The 20,639-nt window shown below is 49.4% G+C and carries 14 protein-coding genes and 1 pseudogene; 9 read left to right on the top strand and 6 right to left on the bottom strand.

Going from position 1 to position 20,639, the window contains the following annotated elements:
* Positions 1-40: 40 nt before the first annotated feature.
* Positions 41-2,923, bottom strand: coding sequence for a phosphoenolpyruvate carboxylase (gene ppc / locus ACXX82_RS04655; RefSeq protein WP_458562514.1), 2,883 nt, complete (start codon positions 2,921-2,923; stop codon positions 41-43).
* Between the two features lie 359 nt (positions 2,924-3,282).
* Between ppc and hemC the strand changes: the two genes are divergently transcribed.
* From hemC to ACXX82_RS04625, 6 genes are all read left to right on the top strand, one after another.
* Positions 3,283-4,236, top strand: a complete 954-nt coding sequence (gene hemC / locus ACXX82_RS04650; RefSeq protein ID WP_322232420.1) for a hydroxymethylbilane synthase — start codon at positions 3,283-3,285, stop codon at positions 4,234-4,236.
* Positions 4,237-4,402: 166 nt separating this feature from the next.
* Entirely contained in the window at positions 4,403-5,185 is a 783-nt protein-coding gene (locus tag ACXX82_RS04645; RefSeq protein WP_322232419.1) for a uroporphyrinogen-III synthase, read from the top strand.
* 2 nt (positions 5,186-5,187) lie between these two features.
* The gene (locus ACXX82_RS04640; protein WP_322232418.1) at positions 5,188-6,456 is read left to right on the top strand and encodes a uroporphyrinogen-III C-methyltransferase; all 1,269 of its coding nucleotides are present in this window, start codon (positions 5,188-5,190) and stop codon (positions 6,454-6,456) included.
* Positions 6,457-6,460: 4 nt separating this feature from the next.
* A complete protein-coding gene (locus ACXX82_RS04635) occupies positions 6,461-7,657 on the top strand; it encodes a heme biosynthesis HemY N-terminal domain-containing protein (RefSeq protein ID WP_458562513.1) in 1,197 nt (398 codons plus the stop codon).
* A gap of 378 nt (positions 7,658-8,035) precedes the next feature.
* Positions 8,036-9,340, top strand: a complete 1,305-nt coding sequence (locus ACXX82_RS04630) for a hemolysin family protein (RefSeq protein ID WP_458562512.1) — start codon at positions 8,036-8,038, stop codon at positions 9,338-9,340.
* Between the two features lie 409 nt (positions 9,341-9,749).
* Positions 9,750-11,081: a dicarboxylate/amino acid:cation symporter gene (locus tag ACXX82_RS04625; protein ID WP_323507320.1), complete on the top strand. Its 1,332-nt coding sequence runs from the start codon at positions 9,750-9,752 to the stop codon at positions 11,079-11,081.
* A gap of 111 nt (positions 11,082-11,192) precedes the next feature.
* On the opposite strand, the gene ACXX82_RS04620 is transcribed toward ACXX82_RS04625, so the two are convergent.
* Both ACXX82_RS04620 and ACXX82_RS04615 read right to left on the bottom strand, forming a co-directional pair.
* Positions 11,193-12,905, bottom strand: a complete 1,713-nt coding sequence (locus tag ACXX82_RS04620; RefSeq protein ID WP_322232414.1) for a peptide chain release factor 3 — start codon at positions 12,903-12,905, stop codon at positions 11,193-11,195.
* 337 nt (positions 12,906-13,242) lie between these two features.
* Positions 13,243-14,166, bottom strand: a complete 924-nt coding sequence (locus tag ACXX82_RS04615; protein WP_322232413.1) for a LysR family transcriptional regulator — start codon at positions 14,164-14,166, stop codon at positions 13,243-13,245.
* 236 nt (positions 14,167-14,402) lie between these two features.
* Here ACXX82_RS04615 and ACXX82_RS04610 point away from each other — a divergent pair.
* From ACXX82_RS04610 to mmsB, 3 genes and pseudogenes are all read left to right on the top strand, one after another.
* A pseudogene (locus tag ACXX82_RS04610) lies at positions 14,403-14,666 on the top strand (ABC transporter substrate-binding protein); the annotation flags it as partial.
* Positions 14,667-14,795: 129 nt separating this feature from the next.
* Positions 14,796-16,304, top strand: coding sequence for a CoA-acylating methylmalonate-semialdehyde dehydrogenase (locus ACXX82_RS04605; protein ID WP_323507319.1), 1,509 nt, complete (start codon positions 14,796-14,798; stop codon positions 16,302-16,304).
* 178 nt (positions 16,305-16,482) lie between these two features.
* Positions 16,483-17,376 (top strand): 3-hydroxyisobutyrate dehydrogenase, encoded by an 894-nt coding sequence (gene mmsB, locus ACXX82_RS04600; protein WP_323507318.1) that lies wholly within the window; start codon positions 16,483-16,485, stop codon positions 17,374-17,376.
* 264 nt (positions 17,377-17,640) lie between these two features.
* Here the strand turns inward: mmsB and ACXX82_RS04595 are convergent, their stop codons facing one another.
* The 3 genes from ACXX82_RS04595 to ACXX82_RS04585 form a co-directional block, all read right to left on the bottom strand.
* The gene (locus ACXX82_RS04595; RefSeq protein ID WP_322232410.1) at positions 17,641-18,216 is read right to left on the bottom strand and encodes an elongation factor P; all 576 of its coding nucleotides are present in this window, start codon (positions 18,214-18,216) and stop codon (positions 17,641-17,643) included.
* Positions 18,217-18,353: 137 nt separating this feature from the next.
* Positions 18,354-19,523, bottom strand: coding sequence for an elongation factor P maturation arginine rhamnosyltransferase EarP (earP, locus tag ACXX82_RS04590; protein ID WP_323507317.1), 1,170 nt, complete (start codon positions 19,521-19,523; stop codon positions 18,354-18,356).
* A 156-nt stretch (positions 19,524-19,679) separates the two neighbouring features.
* Positions 19,680-20,600 carry a LysR family transcriptional regulator gene (locus ACXX82_RS04585; RefSeq protein WP_322232408.1) on the bottom strand — a complete coding sequence of 307 codons (921 nt, stop codon included), beginning with the start codon at positions 20,598-20,600 and terminating at the stop codon, positions 19,680-19,682.
* Between the last annotated feature and the right edge of the window lie 39 nt (positions 20,601-20,639).

The raw sequence follows: 20,639 nt of genomic DNA, 5'->3' as shown, positions 1-20,639 counted from the left end.
TTGTATTGAATATTGTCTACGACAAACAGAAGTATTTTGTTTAACCCGTATTCCGTAATCCTGCTGCAATACCATTAATGCTTAAATGTATTCCGCGTTTGACCCGTTCTTCAGTTGTCTTGCCCGAGGCCGTGACACTACGGTGACGTTTGATTAATTCCACCTGCAAGTGATTGAGCGGATCGAGATAAGCGAACCGATTTTTTATTGAGCGTGCTAACAATGGGTTATTCGCCAGTCGCTCCTTGGCACCGGTAATCGATGACAGCAAGCTGCTGGTGAGTTCATGTTCTTGCACAATCCGCTTAAAAATACTGTTCCGCAATTTCCGGTCAGTTACTAATGCTGCGTAACGTGATGCAACAGCCAAGTCTGTTTTAGATAGCACCATATCCATGTTTGAGAGTAGTGTGGCGAAGAACGGCCATTCTTTATACATGGTACGCAACAGTGTCATTTTTTGCGTTTTGGTTCTCGCATCGGCATCGTTCAACCATCCTGATAATGCACTGCCGAATCCATACCAGCCCGGCAGCAACAAGCGACATTGACCCCAAGAGAATCCCCACGGAATGGCACGCAAATCTTCAATCCGACGGGTCGACTTGCGGGAAGCTGGACGCGAGCCAATATTTAGTTCTGCGATTTCTGCGATGGGTGTCGCTTCAAAGAAATAATCCGTAAATCCGGGGGTTTCATAAACGAGGTGGCGGTAAGCCTGATAGGCACGTTCGGATAAGCCATCCATTAATTGTTCAAATTCGCTCAATTTTTTGGCTTGCTTACCGACAGCGGTATGCGGCATCAGACTGGCTTCTAGTGTTGCTGCCACCAGCAGCTCCAGATTACGGCGACCAATCTCTGGGTTTGAGAATTTTGACGCAATAATTTCGCCTTGTTCGGTTAGCCGAATTTGACCATTCACCGTGCCTGGCGGTTGCGCCAGGATAGCTTGATAGCTTGGGCCGCCGCCACGACCAACTGTGCCGCCCCGTCCATGGAACAAGCGAAGTTTGACACCCGCAGCATCGAAGACGCGAACCAGTTCGACTTCTGCTTTATATAATTCCCAATTTGAGGTCAGGAAACCGCCATCTTTATTGGAATCGGAATATCCCAGCATGACTTCTTGCAAGCGGCCTTGTTCTACAATCAGCTTCGCGACGGGTGGTAGGGACATCCAGCGCTGCATAATGTCGGCTGCAGCGCGCAGGTCGGGAATCGTTTCAAACAACGGAATGACCATCAACTCAGGCTCACTGTTGACGACTGCCTTAGCGCTGTTGTCGGTAGTGTCCAGCTGGATGCGTAGCAATCCGGTTTCCTGTTGAAGGACCATGACCTCTAGCAAGTCAGAGACGGTTTCAGTATGCGAGATGATGTAGTTACGAATCGCACGTGCACCGTAGCGTTGACGGATTTCGCGTGCCATCCGCATAATGCTAAGCTCTGAGTTGGTCTCGTCCGTATAGCTTATATATTGCGAGAAAAGCGGACGTGGATTATGCAATTCAGCTAAAAGCAGGGCAATTTTTTGCTCTTCGCTGAGTTGGTTGTATTTCGGTTCTACGCCTGAGCGGACAAATAACTCGGTGAGTACGCGTTCATGCACGTCGGAACTTTGACGCATGTCCAGCGAGGCCAGATGAAATCCAAAAATTTGGCTAGCGCGCTTTAGAGTAGATAAGCGCGGCTTAACCAGTGCGCCGCCGTGGTTGGCGACCAGCGAGTCTTCGATGATTTGCAGTTCTTGCGTAAACTCAGACACGGTGACGTAGTGTGACGCGGCGCCAACTTCATTACGCAAAATATTGGTCGCACCAAGATCGCGGGCGGTCGCAGCGAGTCGCGCATAAATGCCGATTAAGGCGCGTCGGTACGGCTCATCGGAACGATGGTCTGACATGTCAGGCGAGCACTGAGCCAATGCCTCTAACTCTGGGTTGACGCCAACCATCAGCGTCGATACCGAAAGTTCTGCGCCTAATAGATGAACTTCTTCCAGATAGAAATCGAGGATGGTGGTCGATTGCCGTTGCAATGCGTGCTTCATGGTATCAGCGTTGACATTCGGATTACCGTCGCGATCGCCGCCGATCCAGCTTCCCATTTGCACAAAGGGAGCCAAAGGTGCGACGGCACCTGATTGGCGGGCGCGGGTCGGGAACTGGGTGGCGATTTCAGATTCGATATCGTCGTAAAGCGCAGGTAATTCACGTAAAAAAGTGATGCGGTGGTAGGACAGAGCATTTTCTATTTCGTCCGCGACCGTCAACTTCGAATAGCGCAACATACGTGTTTGCCACAAGGTGGCGATGCGACCACGTAAAAGTTCGCTATTGTCACGTAACTCTTTTGGTGTATGCGGCTTGTCACGCTCGGCTAGTAGACGGGCTATTTCCCGCTCAGCATCCAGAATGCTTTTGCGCTGTACTTCCGTCGGATGTGCGGTAAGTACGGGCGAAATCAGGGCGTCTTTTAGAAAGTTGCGCACCGTCGCACCGGATACGCCAGCGTCATCAAGCTTGGTTAAGGCATGCGCAACGCTGCCCGGCTGCGCGGCCGATCCAGCCAGCAAATGTGCGCGACGGCGGCGATTGTGGTGCTGATCTTCGGCGATATTTGCCAGATGCGAGAAGTACGAAAATGCACGCACAACAGAATTGGTCTGGTCGCGTGTCAGTTTTTTCAATAACTTATCGAGGTCAGCGCCGGCCTGTTGATCTGATTCGCGACGAAAACGCACGGCAGTCTGGCGTATCGTTTCGACTACGTCAAATACGGCATCACCCTCCTGATCGCGCAAGACGTCGCCTAACAGACGTCCTAACAGCCGGATATCTTCTTTGAGCGGAGCGTCTTTATTAGGAAGGGGACTCTTGGTGCGAGCGGGAGATGTCGAGGGGATCAGTTTTTTTGCCATGGTGGACGTGCTGTCTGCTTTTCTGAATGAAAGATAGAAATTGGCCAACGATAACTTGTTAGCCCGATTACAACCAAAGACTAAGACATTAACTCAAATAGGGATGGAATAGCAGTTCAATCGACAATGCCAAGGTGCAATAATGTGGTGTTCGTATTCTGAGATGCTCTTTAACGACGACAGGAGCGCAAGTAAACAACGCGAAAATTACCAATAACCGGATGTTAAGTACGGTTTCCATTGATTGTTAGTACAGACGCTGAAGGGGCGCATGCTAGAATTTGGCCTGACAGCCTGCGTCGTTGCGACGCGGGTGTGGCCGTATTGGGCTACTTTGATAAAACATGAAAGAGCGTGTGTTGAAAATATTTCCTCCCTCCAAGTTAATAATTGCATCCCGCGAAAGTCGCTTAGCCATGTGGCAGGCCGAACACGTGCGTGCTAGATTAATGGAATTATATCCGGACTGCGTCGTTGAAATTCTCGGTATGACTACGCGCGGGGATCAAATACTTGACCGAACGTTGTCCAAGGTAGGTGGTAAAGGTCTTTTCGTTAAAGAGCTGGAAGTGGCAATGGCTGAAGGCCGCGCTGATTTGGCGGTGCATTCATTGAAGGATATGCCAATGGAATTGCCCGAAGGTTTTGCGCTGGCGGCCGTGTTGGAGCGCGAAGATCCGCGTGATGCTTTTGTATCTAACGATTACGCATCTATTGAGACACTGCCAACGGGCGCGATTGTCGGAACGAGTAGTCTTCGACGTCAGGCGTTGATCGCTGCGCGCTTTCCGCATTTGGTGATCAAACCTTTGCGCGGTAATTTGGATACGCGTTTGGGTAAATTGGATAAGGGCGAATATGCGGCTATTATTCTCGCTGCAGCAGGTTTGAAACGGCTGGGATTAGCTGAACGGATAAGGGCGGTGATCGCGCCAGAACAAAGTCTGCCAGCACCGGGGCAGGGCGCGATGGCCATCGAAATTTGTGAGGGTCGCGATGATCTGCAGCAAGCACTCGCTCCTTTAAATCATTTAGCCAGTGCTCGGGCGGTTACCGCCGAACGCACTTTGTCGCGGGTTTTTGGAGGGAGTTGTCAGATTCCTCTGGCGGCATTTGCAACTATAGAAGGTCCCAATATGCGTTTGCGCGCAATGATCGGTACACCTGATGGTTTACGATCAGTGACCGCCGATATCATAGGAGCTGCTGACGCGCCCGAAGCGCTGGGCATGCAGATTGCCGAATTACTCGAACAGCAAGGTGCTGCTGCGATTCTGGCTGCATGTAAAGAGGATTTCGCGGAAGATGCTTAATCAGAGGATTCCAATAAGGTTCTAACGCGATATATGAAGGAGTCGGTGCTTCTGCTAATAGTTTTAGCGGTTTTAATGGCTTTTTGATGTTTTGCGAGAAGCCCAAGAAACCTAGTAAAGCGACGCAGCAAAGCAACAGGGCAACCATTTTAGGAGTTTGATCTGCATGAGTAGACGGCGACCGATCGTGATTACACGTCCGCGAGCGCAAGCGGTACTGCTGGCGCAAGAGATTACGGCCCGAGGTGGAGAACCGGTTATCTTTCCATTATTGGAAATTCTACCGCTGACCGATGATGCTGAATTACAAGCAACGTTGGTAACGCTTGATCGCTTTGCAATGGTCGCGTTTGTCAGCCCTAATGCCATTGATGCGGCTTTCAAGTATATAGCGCAGTGGCCGCCCGGCGTGGCAATTGGCATTGTTGGTGAAGGTAGCCGACTGGCGTTGGGACGCCACGGCGTCAGCGCACAAAATGCGATTATTTTTAGCCCACCTGACGCTGCAAAAACGGACTCAGAAGGATTGCTGGAGGCGTTAGATTTACCTGGCTTATCAGGGCGACACGTATTGATCGTACGTGGTGACAGTGGACGTGAGTTGTTAGCCGATAGTTTGCGCGCTGCTGGCGCTGAGGTGTTGTCGCTCTCGTCATACCGCCGTCAGGCTCCTGCGATGACGCCTGCTGTGGCGACCCAATTGCAGGAATTGCTGATGACCCAAAATGACTGGATAGTCACAAGTTCAGAAGCCCTTAGAATATTGATGCAGATGGTGCAAACCATGGAAAACGTTGCACAAGATGATCCTAATGTTGTAAAAATGCAACAGAAAAATTTACTAGTTCCCCACGCCCGCATTGCCGATACTGCACATGCGCTAGGATTTACTGCAGTAACCCTGACAGGCTCAGGGGACGAACGACTACTCGACGCGTTACAATTCTAACTATGACTGAACCGCAATCCACTCCCCACTCACACCAGCCCGCTGGCCCTACAGCTGGTCCACAAATTAACGCGTCGTCTTCGCCGCCGCATACTTCCGTGTTGCAGCCATACGCATTGAATAATGGCAAAAGTGCTAATAAGCAGTTACGCACGGTCTATGTTCTCGTGCTGATACTTGCAGTCTTGCTGGCCGCGCAATGGTGGAGTTCTCACAACGAAAATGTGAAGTTGCGCACTGAGATGGCGCGACGTTTGCAAGTGGGCGATAGTAGTAATAACGACACTAAAGTTGTAGTTAAATCGGTTCAGGACGGGACTAAAGAGCTTCAGGCGAAAGTTGCTGTGTTGGAAAACAAGCAAGTTGAGTCTCAAAGTCAGCAGCTTGCGTTGGCGCAGTTATATCAGGATCTTTCAAAAAATGGCGATGATTGGGCGTTATCTGAAGTCGAGGATGTTTTGTCTACCGCCAGCCAGCAATTGCAATTAGCGGGTAACGTGTCGGGGGCATTGATCGCCTTGGAAAATGCCGATAAGAATTTGGCGCGATCCGACAAGCCGCAATTCGTCATCATTCGTAGTGCTATTGCGCACGATATCGATAGACTGAAGGCACTACCGACGCTTGATACCACTGGCATTGCAGTGCGCCTGGATAGTTTAATTAGTCAAATAGACAGTCTTCCGTTGTTATCAGACGTGCAACCGGTAGCCGTGGCCAGTCAGCCAATTAACGCGCCAGCCAGTCCACCTATCAATCAGTCCGTCGAGAAGCTGAGCAACAAAGGATCGCATCCGGTAGGATCGAAAGGGTCTAAGGCTAATGATGCTAATTTGGTTGGTAAGACCGCTTTTGATAACACAACATCAATAAATGGTCAGCTTCGCACCAATTGGGGCGACGTAATTAAGCAGACGTGGCAAAGCTGGACTGCCGAAATGTGGGTAGAAATTGGCCAGCTTATACGAGTACGGACGGTCAATTCGCCCGATGCGTTGCTCTTGTCGCCCACGCAAGCATACTACGCACGCGAGAATCTGAAATTACGCTTGCTCAATGCAAGGCTTGGTTTGTTGTCACATAATGAGTCGGCTTTCCGCAGTGATTTGATCGCAGCGCAAGAAACTATCACGAAATATTTTGATACCCGTGCCAAGCAGACGCAGACCGCGCAGGCCCTGTTAAAGCAGATACAAGGTAATAATTTGTCAATCAATATGCCAGCGTTGGACAGTCTGGCTGCGATTCGTACTTACAAAAACAAGCGATAGGTTTATGCGATTTTTTCTTTGGCTCATTGCCCTGTTTGCCGCCGCCATTGGCTTGGCTGTCGCTGCCCGTTATAACGTTGGTAACGTCGCGTTGTTTTATTCGTTTAAGCGCATAGATTTGTCGCTGAATTTTTTCCTGTTATTGCAAGCGTTGTTCTTCATTGCCTTATATATATTGGTCCGCGCCATTCGGACTACACAAAAATTACCAGGAAAAGTGATCTCTTATCGCCGTCAAAAGCGTGAAGAGCGATCCAATAAAGCACTTCGTGACGCTCTTAAGTCTTTGTTTGAGGGACGTTTTGGCCAAGCCGAAAAGGCCGCCACGCGTGCCGCTGAATTGAACGACAATTTGGGCGTTGCAGCGTTGATCGCCGCTCGTGCCGCGCATCGCATGGGACAGTTTGACCGTCGCGATATCTGGCTCTCAAGTATCGAAGACAAAGAAGCGATGAAGACGGCGCGCCTGATGACGACGCTGAACTTGCTGGTGGACGAACATAAGCCGCAAGCCGCGCTGGTCGCGGTGAGTGAGCTTAATGCGAGCGGCATTCGCCATATTCAAGCTTTGCGTCTGGCATTAAAAGCAAACCAGCAAGCCAAGAACTGGCCTGAAGTCCTACGCCTGGTGAAAACACTCGATAAGCATGATGCATTGAATCCCGTGCTGTCGAGTCGGCTGCGTGAGTTGGCATATGACGATTTGTTGAAGGATGCTTCGCATGATGCGGAGTCACTTCAACGTCTATGGTTGACGATTCCGGCAGAGGATCGTGTCAAGCCGTCCCTTGTCATTCGCGCCGCTAGCGCCTTTACGCAGCGCGAAATGCAGGATGAAGCGCGGAATATGATCGAGAAGTCTTTGATTGTTGAGTGGGATGTGCGATTGATGCGCGTATACCGTGACTCGGTCGCGGGCGAAGGGACACCGGCGCTGCGGACGCAAATTGAACGATGTGAGGCTTGGACGGCTATAGAGCCGCAGGACCCTGAATTAGCCCTGACGCTTGGCACCTTTTGCCTTAAACAAAAGTTGTGGGGCAAGGCGCAGCGCCATTTACAGCAGGCGTTATCGAATGCCACTGAACCACGTACCGTGCGCGAAGCGCACCTTAAACTGGCGCAATTGCACGAGGGTTTGGAAAACGCTGAAAAGGCAGCAGAGCATTATCGACAATGTGCGTTAGCAACGATGATGTAGTTTGTAGGTTTTATGTACACATTAGCCACACTCTGTTGCCATTTTTAAACCGGACCAAAAATCATCTTGCTAGCAAGTCGGATGATAAATTCTGAATTTTCAATCCTGAATCAATCCGGACTCGAAATCCTCCATAAATTATTAAATTAATAATTTATGGAGGAATTTTAGATATTAATCTCTTCCAGATTCTATCCAAAAAAATGAATATATTTCTTTGACCATCAGGTCAAAGTTTTATTTATTCCTGGTTCACCCTTTGTGCCCGTTAAATCGCTTGTTTTGCGGCTTATTTCTTGCATCCCATAAAAACGCATCACACCGCACTGTGTTCGTTCGCCTATACTTAGTGCTTGTTTATATTATGGAAGAGATGCATTGAATAACTTGTTATTAGTCATTGCCGCGCTATTTTTGGTTGCGCTCAATGGCTTTTTTGTTGCCGCCGAGTTTAGTTTAGTTAAATTGCGTCAAACGCGGATTCGGGCAATTGCCAAAACACACGGGACACGCGGACGCATTTTATCGACGGTGCACCGCCAGCTAGACGCTTATTTATCTGCTTGTCAGCTAGGCATTACATTGGCCTCGCTTGGTTTAGGTTGGATTGGTGAACCGGCTTTTGCCGGATTGTTGGAACCCGTTTTTGGCTGGATTGGCATTGCATCTCCCGAGATTATTCACGGCGCTTCCTTTATCTTCGCATTTTTTGTTATTTCATTCCTACATATCGTGGTCGGTGAACTTATGCCAAAGACCATGGCCATTCGTAATCCTGAAGTAGTGGGCATGTGGAGTGCGTTGCCACTATATGGTTTCTACTGGATGATGTACCCGGCAATCTGGTTGTTGAACGCCAGCGCCAACGGACTACTAAAATTATTTGGCTTAGCGCAAGGCCACGGCCATGATACGCAATACTCTGCCGATGAGTTGAAATTGATTTTACGGAGCAGCCGCTCCAGCGAAAGGTTCACGCCGGATGAGTGGAATGTGCTTGCGCAAACATTGGATTTCAGTGAACTCGAAGTATCGGATCTGATGCGGCCAATTAATGAGGTTGCGGCACTACATGCCAATTTAAGCCTCCACGAAAATTTGCAAATTATTTATCGCCATCGCTTTAGTCGTTATCCTTATTTTGACGATGATGGGGTGACCGTTCTTGGTGTTGTGCATATGAAGGATCTTTTCTTCGCGCAGCAAGAAGGGAAGTCGATAGAAAGCTTGAAAGAGTATTTGCGTCCGGTCCAGTATATTTCCTCTCGCATGTCTGCTTTGGCCTTATTTCGCCTCGTACGCAGTGGCGCGCCGCACTTTGCCATCATCGGCAAAAAAGGCTTGGTACCGCGTGGTTTTATTACACTTGATAACCTGTTGGGTGCATTGGTGGGTGAAATTCGCGACGAGTTCCGTCTTAACGACAATGATTGGACGCGTCTTGAGGATGGTACGTTGGTGGGTAAAGGTAGTTTGCCGATCTTCTCACTGGAGCGAATTTTGGGTGGCGATATCGAAGAGATCGACGACGTTGACTCGGTGGGCGGATTGATTATGGCCAAGTTGGGTAACCTGCCGCAAGAGGGTCAGAAAGTCGCGTTCGATGGTTTTGATATTGTCGTCAAAAAGATGAACGGGCCACGTATCGTGCTGGTGAAAGTATATCCGGCAAGCGTGAAGTAATTTCAAACGCTAAAGGGCAAGGGACGAGCGCGCGCGTCCCTGCAGAAACTTTCTCGATGGCCAGCCAGCGCCACAGCCATCTAAATACTTCAATTTTCCTTTTTTAACGCTCTCCTGCTCGCTTTCATCGCGGCTAAGTGATTTCCACATATCTCTGCAAATAGCTTGAACGATACTGTCTGGTTCAGCTAAAGTTGCGGACTTCCTAATTTTTATGGCTTTTACTGTCACAAGCAACTTTGCTTGCTCGTGATTAACGAGTGCAGTACCAAAAATTGGAAAAGAGTATTAGGGAAGAATATTGTTGCGTGGCTGTCGTTGACTTATGGCCGATATGTGGTGCAGAGTTAACAAAGATTGTCGCAGGCAGAAAAAATCTAAGCACAATATGTGTAAATGGAGAGATAAAATGGCAAAAAAGCCGCTGTATAAATCACTGTACGTCCAGGTATTGACCGCCATCGTCATTGGTGTATTGGTGGGACACTTTTACCCGGAAACCGGGGCTTCAATGAAGCCGTTGGGCGACGGCTTTATCAAACTGATCAAGATGATCATCGCACCGGTTATTTTCTGTACCGTAGTGATTGGTATTGCCGGTATGGAAGACATGAAAAAAGTCGGCAAAACCGGCGGGATGGCTCTACTCTATTTTGAGATCATGAGCACGCTGGCCTTGGTCATCGGTTTGATTATGATCAATATTTTTCAGCCGGGTGCAGGGATGCATATTGACGTCACCGCGCTGGATACCAAAAGCCTCGCCGCCTACACAGCGCCTGGCAAAATGGAGTCCACCAGCGACTTTTTCTTCCACATTATTCCTAGCACTTTTGTCGATGCTTTTGCGCAAGGCAACATTTTGCAGGTGCTATTGATATCGGTACTTTTTGGTTTTGCACTGCATCGTTTTGGCGGTCGTGGCACGCTGATTTTTGATTTGATCGAAAAACTGTCACATGTCTTATTCGGCATTGTGGGCCTGATCATGAAAGTGGCTCCAATCGGTGCTTTTGGTGCGATGGCATTCACTATTGGTAAATACGGTATCGGTTCACTGTTGTCACTGGGAAAACTGATGGGGTTGTTTTACGCAACTTGTCTCATCTTTGTTTTCGTTGTACTTGGCACCGTTGCCAGATTGCATGGTTTTAGTATTTGGAAGTTTGTTAAATACATCAAGGAAGAGTTATTAATCGTCTTGGGCACATCATCATCAGAGACGGTGTTGCCGCGCTTGATGGCGAAGATGGAAAACCTTGGTGCCAAGCAATCGGTGGTTGGTCTGGTGATCCCAACAGGCTACTCTTTTAATTTGGACGGTACGTCGATTTACCTGACCATGGCAGCCATATTCATTGCGCAGGCGACGGACACACCGTTGACGATTTGGCATCAGATTACCTTGCTGCTGGTGTTGTTATTGACGTCTAAAGGTGCAGCTGGCGTGACGGGTAGTGGCTTCATTGTGCTGGCAGCAACATTGACCGCGGTTGGTCATGTGCCGGTCGCAGGATTAGCGCTGATCCTGGGAATCGACCGCTTTATGTCCGAAGCACGGGCTTTGACCAATACTGTTGGTAACGGTATTGCGACGATTGTGGTCGCAAAATGGTCGGGCGATTTGGATGAAGTACGGTTGCATCAACAATTGGATGGTAAGGTCGATCCGGAGCAGGAACTTGAGTACCAGAATGCTAAATTGGCGGCTGCCGATAACAAAGGGGCTTACAAAGCTTGAGATGTCTAGACGTAAAACGGGATACGGCATTTGCCGTTATCTCGTGAGACAAATAAAAAAACGGTCCAATGGACCGTTTTTTTTACATCTGAATAAACCTTCACTTTCAGATCAGGATAGTTTCACCGCATGTTCGCGCGTTTCGTGGAATGTAATTTGCGGCCAACGCTCTTGCGCCAGACGCAGGTTAACGCCCGAACTCGCCAGATAAGCCAGATTGCCGGCGGCATCGTGAGCAAGGTAGTTTCCGGCAGATGATCTTTCAAAATCCGCCAACATCTTCTTATCGGCGCAGCTAATCCAGCGGGCGCTGCTAATGCTGGTGCCTTCAAACACGGCATCGACGCCGTATTCATTCATCAAGCGACTGGCAACCACTTCAAATTGCAGTACACCCACGCCGCCAAGCACCAGATCGCTGCTGGAAACCGGTTTGAAAACCTGAATCGCACCTTCTTCGCCTAGCTGTTGCAAACCTTTGTGCAGTTGCTTGATTTTCAGTGGATTACGAATCCGTACTGAGCGGAAAAAATCTGGCGCAAAGTAGGGGATTCCAGTGAACTGCAACAGTTCGCCTTCTGAGAAACTATCGCCAATCTGCATATTGCCGTGGTTCGGTAAGCCGATGATGTCGCCAGCGAATGCTTCTTCAACTTGTTCACGGCTCGACGCCATGAAGGTCACGACGTTCGAGACCTTGATTTCTCGATTAAGGCGCAGATGCTTGATTTTCATGCCACGTTCGAAGTGGCCAGAACAGACCCGCAGGAAGGCAATCCGGTCACGATGCGCCGGATCCATATTGGCCTGAATCTTAAATACGAAGCCGGAGAATGGTTTCTCTGTCGGTGCGACAGTGCGGATAGTGGCATCGCGTGCGCCGGGCGGCTGAGCCCAGTCGATCAATGCATTAAGAATTTCGCGGATACCGAAGTTGTTAATCGCAGAGCCGAAAAACACCGGCGTCTGAATACCCGCTAAAAACGCTTCTTTATCGAAAGGATGGGATGCGCCATGCACCAGTTCGACTTCCATCCGCAATTGTTCAATCTCACGCGGGAACATCTCATCGAGACGTGGATTGTCGATGCCTTTGATGACTTCGAAAGTCTGATCGGCTTTTTCACTCCCTGGCGCAAACAATAAGATTTCGTCCCGCAGCAGGTGATATACGCCGCGGAATGATTTACCCATACCAATTGGCCATGTCACCGGCGCGCACTGGATTTTTAATACTGTTTCCAGTTCATCGAGCAACTCTAGCGGATCGCGGGTTTCGCGATCCATCTTGTTCATCAATGTGATGATCGGTGTGTTGCGCATGCGGCAAACGTTGAGCAGCTTGATGGTTTGTGTTTCGACACCTTTGGCGGCATCGATCACCATCAATGCAGAGTCTACGGCAGTCAGCACGCGATAAGTATCTTCCGAGAAGTCCTGGTGACCGGGCGTATCGAGCAAATTGACCACGTGGTCACGGTATTCGAATTGCATAACCGAGCTGGCGACAGAAATGCCGCGCTGCTTTTCAATTTCCATCCAGTCAGAGGTGGCGTGGCGTCCGCTCTTGCGGCCCTTGACGGTACCGGCTAACTGAATCGCGCCTGAAAACAGCAACAGTTTTTCGGTCAGCGTGGTTTTACCGGCATCAGGATGGGAAATAATACCAAAAGTGCGGCGGCGTCCAACTTCGCTGGCGATTTGTTCGAGCGAAACGTTATTTGCGGAAACTTCGGCAGAATCGCTGATTTGCTCGCTGGCGTGATCAATCCCCTGAGCGATGGCTTGATCGACTGACGGTTGCGCGGAAATGGGTTCTTGCATGATGCGTGCTTCAAACGACTACGGTCGCTTGCCTTGATAGATTTCAGAAAACGGGAAAATGCGCGTGGGCTGCTGCAGCGGATGCTGCAATTGGGCATTACCGGGAACTCGCGATTATAACGTATCGGGAGCCTGTCGGACTGACGAGAATCGGTGCACGTATGATCTGGGGTATCCTTATTTATCCCGGTGCTCCACCAATAACAGTATGCACGCCGCGAATACAAGGAGACATTACAATAATCGTCGACCTCGCTCAGCCTGACGTTTGCATCGGATTGGTTGGTACTTCAGGGCGGTAATACTGCAATATGCCTGGAAGATTTTTACCTTCTCGTCATTCTAACCAAACCATATCACGTGATTCACCCATCAGGTAGGCGCGGTTAGGTTCCATCACGTCGCGCAGATAGCTCCACAGAGCGGCGACGCGGGCTACATTGCGGGTTTCGGCCGCTGCGACCAGCCAAAACGTGCGCTGTATGTCAACTTGGCCGTCGAGTACCGGTACCAGATCATTGCTTTGCTGGGCCAGAAAACAAGGCAGGATCGCCAGGCCTTGGCCGCGGCATGCCGCCGTATATTGCGCGATTACGCTGGTACTGCGAAAAGCGCGAAATGCAGAGGGCGCGACGTTTTCTTTATAGCGTAACTCTTCCGAAAAAACCAAATCATCCACGTAGCCAATGAAAGGATGGCTTACCAGATCGTCAGTTGTGCGGATAGTGGGGTGGTTAGCCAGATATGCCGGAGTTGCGTATACCTTGAGCACGTAATCGGTGAGCTTGGTCATGACATAATTACCACTTTGCGGCCGCTCAAGGGTGACGCCGATATCCGCCTCTCGTTTAGATAAATTAACAAAGCGTGGCACCGGTAGCAAATCAACACTGATATGCGGGTGGCGGGCGCAAAAATGCGCCAGATGCGGTGCCAGCACAAAAGTGCCAAAACCCTCGGTGGCACCCAATCGGACTTGTCCCGACAGCAATCTATTGTGTCCACTCAACTCTTCTGCCGCCGCATACACCGTGCTTTCTACCTGCTCTGCGTATTCGATCAGGCGATGACCTTCGGCGGTCAAGGTATAGCCTTGATTATTGCGCTCAAATAGCTGGCTACCAACTTGTTCTTCAAAGCGCCGCATTCGTCGCGATACGGTCGAATGGTCTACACCCAGTTTTTTTGCTGCGTCAACCAAGCCCTGACTGCGTGTCAGCTCCAGAAATACGCGCAGGTTGTCCCAATCTAGTGCCGCCATCGTTGTATTTTCTTAAATATACTTGCTTTGCAAAAATGCAAAGCCATTGTGAATTATTTTCTATTGTCACAATAATAATGCACATGCAGAATGTGTCGACACAATATCGAAGGATTTATTCAAGATTGTCCCGGCCAGTCATACCGACGAAGACTTTATGAGAGTGTAAAGCTACGAAGTGTTGGGCTGCTTAAACATTTTGCGTAAATCTTATATCAATAAAATTAGGGGACAACCATTATCTCAAGGCAACAGCTGCTACAAAATCCCACGACGCGAATGTTGTTTCCAAAAAAATGCGTGAAATTCCGATCAATGATGCGGTGATGCGCAACGCCTCAATTCGCCCTGATGGCAGGGTGATTCACGATGTGTATTTGTATCAGGTCAAAACGCTAGCCGAGTCGAAAGGACCTTGGGACTATTTGAAGTTGTTATCGACTATTCCGGCAGATCCGGCATTTAACCCAATGGATGCCTCTTGCTCGCTGGTGAAATAAAGAAGTGAACGCAGCGTGATGCCTGAGTTTAATTAGCATTCTTGCTTTCGTTATTAAGTTTATCTCTCGATTTAATGTGAATTATTTCTGCACGCCTAATTTTTATTATTTATTTGAAGGAAGTTAATCATGTCTGACACAAGTATCCCTAACGTGCCGCTGTACATCAACGGCAAAGCAGTTCAGTCCACCAGCACAGAGTGGCGTGATGTCGTCAATCCGGCCACGCAAGAAGTCGTCGCCCGTGTTCCGTTTGCGACCAAGGCCGAAGTCGATGAGGCGGTTGCTACCGCCAAACAAGCCTTCCGCACTTGGCGCAATACGTCGCTTAGTCAGCGTATGCGCATCATGTTGAAGTTTCAGCAGCTATTGCGTGAAAACATTGCACCGCTCGCTGAATTAATTACGCGTGAACATGGGAAAACTTTACCAGACGCAGAGGGCGAAATCATGCGCGGCCTGGAAGTGGTCGAGCACGCTTGCTCCATTACTTCGTTGCAACTCGGCGAATTGGCAGAAAATGCGGCGACAGGCGTCGATGTTTATACAATCCATCAACCAATTGGGGTCGGTGCAGGAATCACGGCATTTAACTTTCCAGTTATGTTGCCGTGTTTTATGTTTCCGGTCGCAGTTGCGTGTGGCAATACTTTCGTATTGAAACCCTCCGAGCAAGATCCATCTTCGTCGCTGTTTTTAGTTGAATTGGCGCAAAAAGCCGGTTTGCCACCGGGTGTATTGAACGTCGTCCATGGCGGTCCTGATGTCGCCAATATGTTGTGCGATCACCCTGATATTAAAGCGGTGTCGTTCATCGGCTCCACCAATGTCGGTACCCATATTTATCGCCGCGCCAGCGAGTCCGGCAAGCGTGCGCAATGCATGATGGGTGCGAAGAATCATTGCATCGTGCTGCCGGATGCGAATAAAGATCAAGCGATCAATAATTTGCTGGGCGCTGCGTTTGGTGCTGCTGGTCAACGTTGCATGGCGAATTCGGTGGTTCTTTTGGTTGGTAAGGCAAGAGATTGGTTGCCGGAGATTGTGGCACGCTCCCGCACCTTGAAAATCGGTCCGGGCAGTGACCGGACTGCTGATCTCGGACCGATGGTGTCAAAAGCGGCCAAGGCACGCACAGAACGTTTGTTAGGGACCGGCGTAGAGCAAGGCGCAAATCTGTTGTTGGATGGTCGTAATTGCCAAGTCGCTAATTACCCGGATGGCAATTTCGTCGGCCCGACTATATTCTCCGGCGTAAAAGCCGACATGGATATTTACACGCAAGAGATTTTTGGGCCTGCGATGTGCGTAGTCGAAATGGAGACATTGGACGATGCGATTGCGTTTATCAATGCCAATCCTAATGGCAACGGCACTTCAATCTTTACGTCTTCGGGTTGGTCGGCGCGCAAATTCCAAAATGAAATTGATGTCGGTCAGATCGGTATCAATGTCCCGATTCCGGTGCCTGTGGCGTACTTTAGCTTCACTGGTTCACGTGCTTCCAAGCTTGGGGATTTGGGACCAAACGGCAAACAAGCCGTTCAGTTTTGGACCCAGACAAAGACGGTGACGGCACGCTGGTTTGCACCCGACGATGATGGTGGTCAGATCAATACCACGATCTCAATGAAATAAGCTTGCACGCACATCATTAGCGAAGGCAGCGTGCTGTCTCCTGATCGACCATTTGGATTCTTCTGGTCGACAGGTTTTGATCAGCCGTTTGCCAGAGCAATATCGCGGGCTAAATACGACGCTAAAGTTATTTAGGTGTTCTGCTAAATGTAGAGTTCAGTAGTTAAGGAGATGGAATATGAATAGCGATGTAGTCTTTATCGGTCTTGGCAATATGGGTTTGCCAATGGCGCTGAATTTGGTGCGTGCCGGGATGCGTGTTAGCGGCCATGATTTGGTACCCACCAGTGTTGAAAAATTTATCGCCGGTGGTGGCAACAACAATCCGGATTTGGTTTCTGCAATCAAGGTCGCCAAGACGATTATTACCATGCTGCCGGCCAGTCGCCATGTTGAATCTGCGTACTTTGGCGATAATGGTATTTTGGCGCAGGCAAAGCCTGGGACGCTGCTCATTGACTGCTCGACTATTGCGCCGGATAGCGCTCGCAAGGTAGCCGCGGCCGCGAGCGAAAAGGGCTTCACAATGGTCGATGCGCCAGTATCTGGGGGCACGGGCGGGGCGGTTGCGGGGACGTTGACGTTTATGGTCGGCGGCTCTGAGGACGGATTTAACGTCGCCAAACCAATGTTTGAGATCATGGGAAAAGCCATCTTTCATGCTGGCGAAAGCGGGGCTGGTCAGACCGTTAAGATGTGCAACAACATGCTGCTGGGGATATTGATGATCGGCACCTCCGAAGCGATACGTTTGGGTATGGCGAACGGTATGGACCCCAACGTATTATCGGAAGTCATGTCAAAAAGTTCGGGCCGTAATTGGGCGCTCGAGGTATACAATCCCTGTCCGGGCGTGATGGAAAATGCCCCCGCATCTAAAGAATATAGTGGTGGTTTCGGTGTCGATCTGATGTTGAAGGATTTGGGCCTCGCGACCGAAAATGCATTGTCAACCAGCAGCAGCATTCCACTGGGATCGTTAGCGCGAAATCTTTACGACATTCACAGCAAGAGCGGAGCGGGCGGTTTAGATTTTTCGAGCATTTTCAATATGTTTGCCAAGGCGAAATAAGGACAGGGTTCGCCCAATCCGATCGCGCGCTTGCATTCTTTTGTGATGGGTGATGGCGATAAGGATGCAGGCCGATCGCTTGTAAAGCGATATCGATTTACTCGCGTTGATCACATTGGACTTCGCATAGTGCTAACAAAAAAATGCCCCGACAGTCGTTGAGACTTCGGGGCATTTTATCTACGTTAATACCGCTTTTTAACAGCCTACATAAAGACTCTTAGATGGCTAAGCGGTATTTGCATTAATTGACAGTAGCTGACATTAGTTACGAACAACTTTTTTGTATTCGTTGGTGCGCGTATCGATTTCGATCATGTCTTCCTGGCTCACGAACAGTGGCACTTGAACGGTGTGACGATGCGCTTCGACAGCATTTTCAATCTTGGCTTCTTTCAGGACGTTGCCCGAAGTATTGCCTTTAATTGCTGGCTCTGAGTACACAACTTGACGCACGATTGTGGTTGGCAGTTCGACTGAAATTGCTTTGCCATCGTAAAACACAGCTTCGCATTCCATGCCGTCTTTTAGGTAGTGCAAAGCATCGCCCAAGTTCTCGCCTTCAATTTCATATTGCTCATAGTCAGCGTCCATGAATACATACAAAGGATCGGCGAAATATGAATACGTCACTGCTTTTTTATCTAGCACAACGACATCAAACTTATCGTCGCCGCGCATGACGTTTTCTTGTGGGCTATTTGTCAAAAGATTCTTCATCTTCCACTTATAGGTAAAGCCCGTACGGCTCGAACCGTTGACATCAGAGCGCAAAATGATCATTGGCTTACTGTCAACCATAATGATGTTGCCAACGCGAATTTCTTTTGCAGGTTTCATAGCGAATAGTCGTAAAAAAGGTGGTTACTGAAGAATCATCTGTAGATCACTGGCAAAGAGCCGCGTGCCCACGTTTGATTGAATGTTGAAATGCGTTAAAAATTAGCCCTACATTTTAACCTAATTTCCAGCCTCTATTACCGAACTGTTTCGGCAAACTTGAGTAAATTAGAGGTGAAGTCACCATTTTTCATCATTTGAGACTCCCAATCCATAGACAACATGGCAATTTTTTCCAGGTCCGCTGCGAATAGAAGCCAACTCTCGGGCAAATGCGACGTCCAGTTACGGTTGTCATTGGTGGCACCGTTCCAGCCCAGACAGAAAGCTGTTGAAATCTCCGTTTCGGCTGTATGGCATTGCAGAAATGCCTTCAATTTAACGTGGTGTAAATCTTTGTCTTGTGGATAGATTTGCCAGATAAACGGTTTTCCCGCCCATTGGGCACGGACGAATGAGTCCTCGCCGCGCACAAAATTCAGATCACAGGCCCATAACAGTTTGTCGTAATCTGGTTGCGGCATGAAGGGCAGCACCTGCACGGTTAAACCGGCGCGGGTCGTAGTGGCACCCGCAATTGCATCCCGTCCAAGAAATGCCTGCACGGCATCCACCGCGACGCCTTCTGGTATCAGGCAAGTAACCGCAGTATTACCATTTTTCCAGCTATCAAACAACGCCGAAACGGGGGCATTCGGATAGCAGAATAGCGAGACTTTGAGAGATGCCATCTCCGCCGGTGTTACGCCAAATCGGGCAAGAAAAGCCGACATTGCGGCAGGATCATGTTGAAAGGCATGGCGTTGTTGTTGTAGTTCTGACTCGCGCAGTAAACCGCCAGTTTTATCCGTAAATCCAGGAAAGAAAAAATACTTGGTCAATGATTGCGATGGCAGCGACGATAGCTTATGACAGCCTTCTACCCAGGTTTCTGCGCTGAGACCTTCCAGATTAAGCCAGACAGGTTTAGGCGAACGCTGCGCCATCGCTACAATGTAGGTCGGCGGTATGTCACAGGCAAAAAATTCAATGACTATATCGGCAACATCTTCCGACGTAAACGGCGCACTTTGATCGCGCCAATGGCGCACCGTTACGTTCGCAATCTGCTGCGTCTCTCTTTCCACACTGACCTCAGGACAAATCTGCTGAAAACTCCGCAAGTCATCCACCCATAAAGTGACGGCGATGTCATGCTCGCGCTCTAACTGCCTGGCCAAACGCCAGCAAATACCGATGTCGCCAAAGTTATCAACGACTTTACAGAACAGTGCCAGCGATGTTGGTTGTGTTTTTATTTGATGCATTTTTAATGATTTACGATATAGATTAATTGATTTTTTTCGCTGAACGGTTTTCACTGCGGGGCGAACGATCTTGGGAGCAGATAGCAAGTTGCTACAAGCAGGGCAAAAGTAATCGGGAATAGCCGCACAGCCGCCACCGCGGCATATTCTCAATCGTCATAACAGCTCGACATTTAGCAAATTCAAATAACAACTTTCGCGTGTCGTGTTAACAAAGTCCGCCAAATAAGGCTTTTCCGACGCTTCCGGCAGACAAGCGGCATAGAGTTTGCCAATCAACCCCGCGGGTGTAATGCGTTTGGATAAAACATAGTCGCGGTTCAAATAATTTTGTGCCGCCCAGATCGGCAGGGTAGCGATTCCACGTCGACTTGCCACTAGTTGCAGCATGGCGACGGTCAGTTCAGTCGTGCGGCGAGCCGTATTAATACCAGCAGGTTTAAGGACCTGGCGCACCACGTCGAGCATGTCGTCGGGAACCGGATAGGTGATCAAGGTATCACTGGCAAAATCTTCCGCCACCAGAAAATCGTGTGCGGCCAACGGATGATCGTGCGCCACCAGCGCCACGATTTCAAAACTGAATAACGGATGATAATCGACTTTCTCGTCCAGATCGATTTCTGCCACGATAGCGACATCAGCTTTATGTTCGTACAACAAACCGACCGGATCAGCCTGAAAGCCAGATACGATATCCAGTTCGACCTCGGGCCAACGCTTGCGAAAAATATCCATCGCCGGCATCAGCCAGTCAAAACAGGTGTGACACTCAACCGCTATCCGTAATTGTCCAGCGACACCTTGTGCCATCCGGACCAGATCGCGCTCGCTTTCGGCGACCTGCGGCAATACCGTATCCGCTAGTTTTAGTAGTCTTTCGCCCGCTGGCGTAAATCGGACTGGAATCGATTTACGCTCGAACAAACTGGTGCCGTGGTGATCTTCAAGTTGCTTAATCTGATGAGATAACGCGGATTGGGTGACATTCAGCAGCGTAGCAGCGCGCAGCAGATTGCCAGCCTCTCGCAAGGCGTTCAGGGTCTTTAAATGACGTAGTTCCAGAATAGATTGCATTGACGAAGTGTCCTCGTGATCTGTGTAGCTTTGGCAGTC

Source organism: Glaciimonas sp. GNP009 (assembly GCF_054343755.1).
The sequence above is the reverse complement of the archived record's forward strand: the minus strand, read 5'-3'. Positions and strand labels throughout refer to the sequence as shown.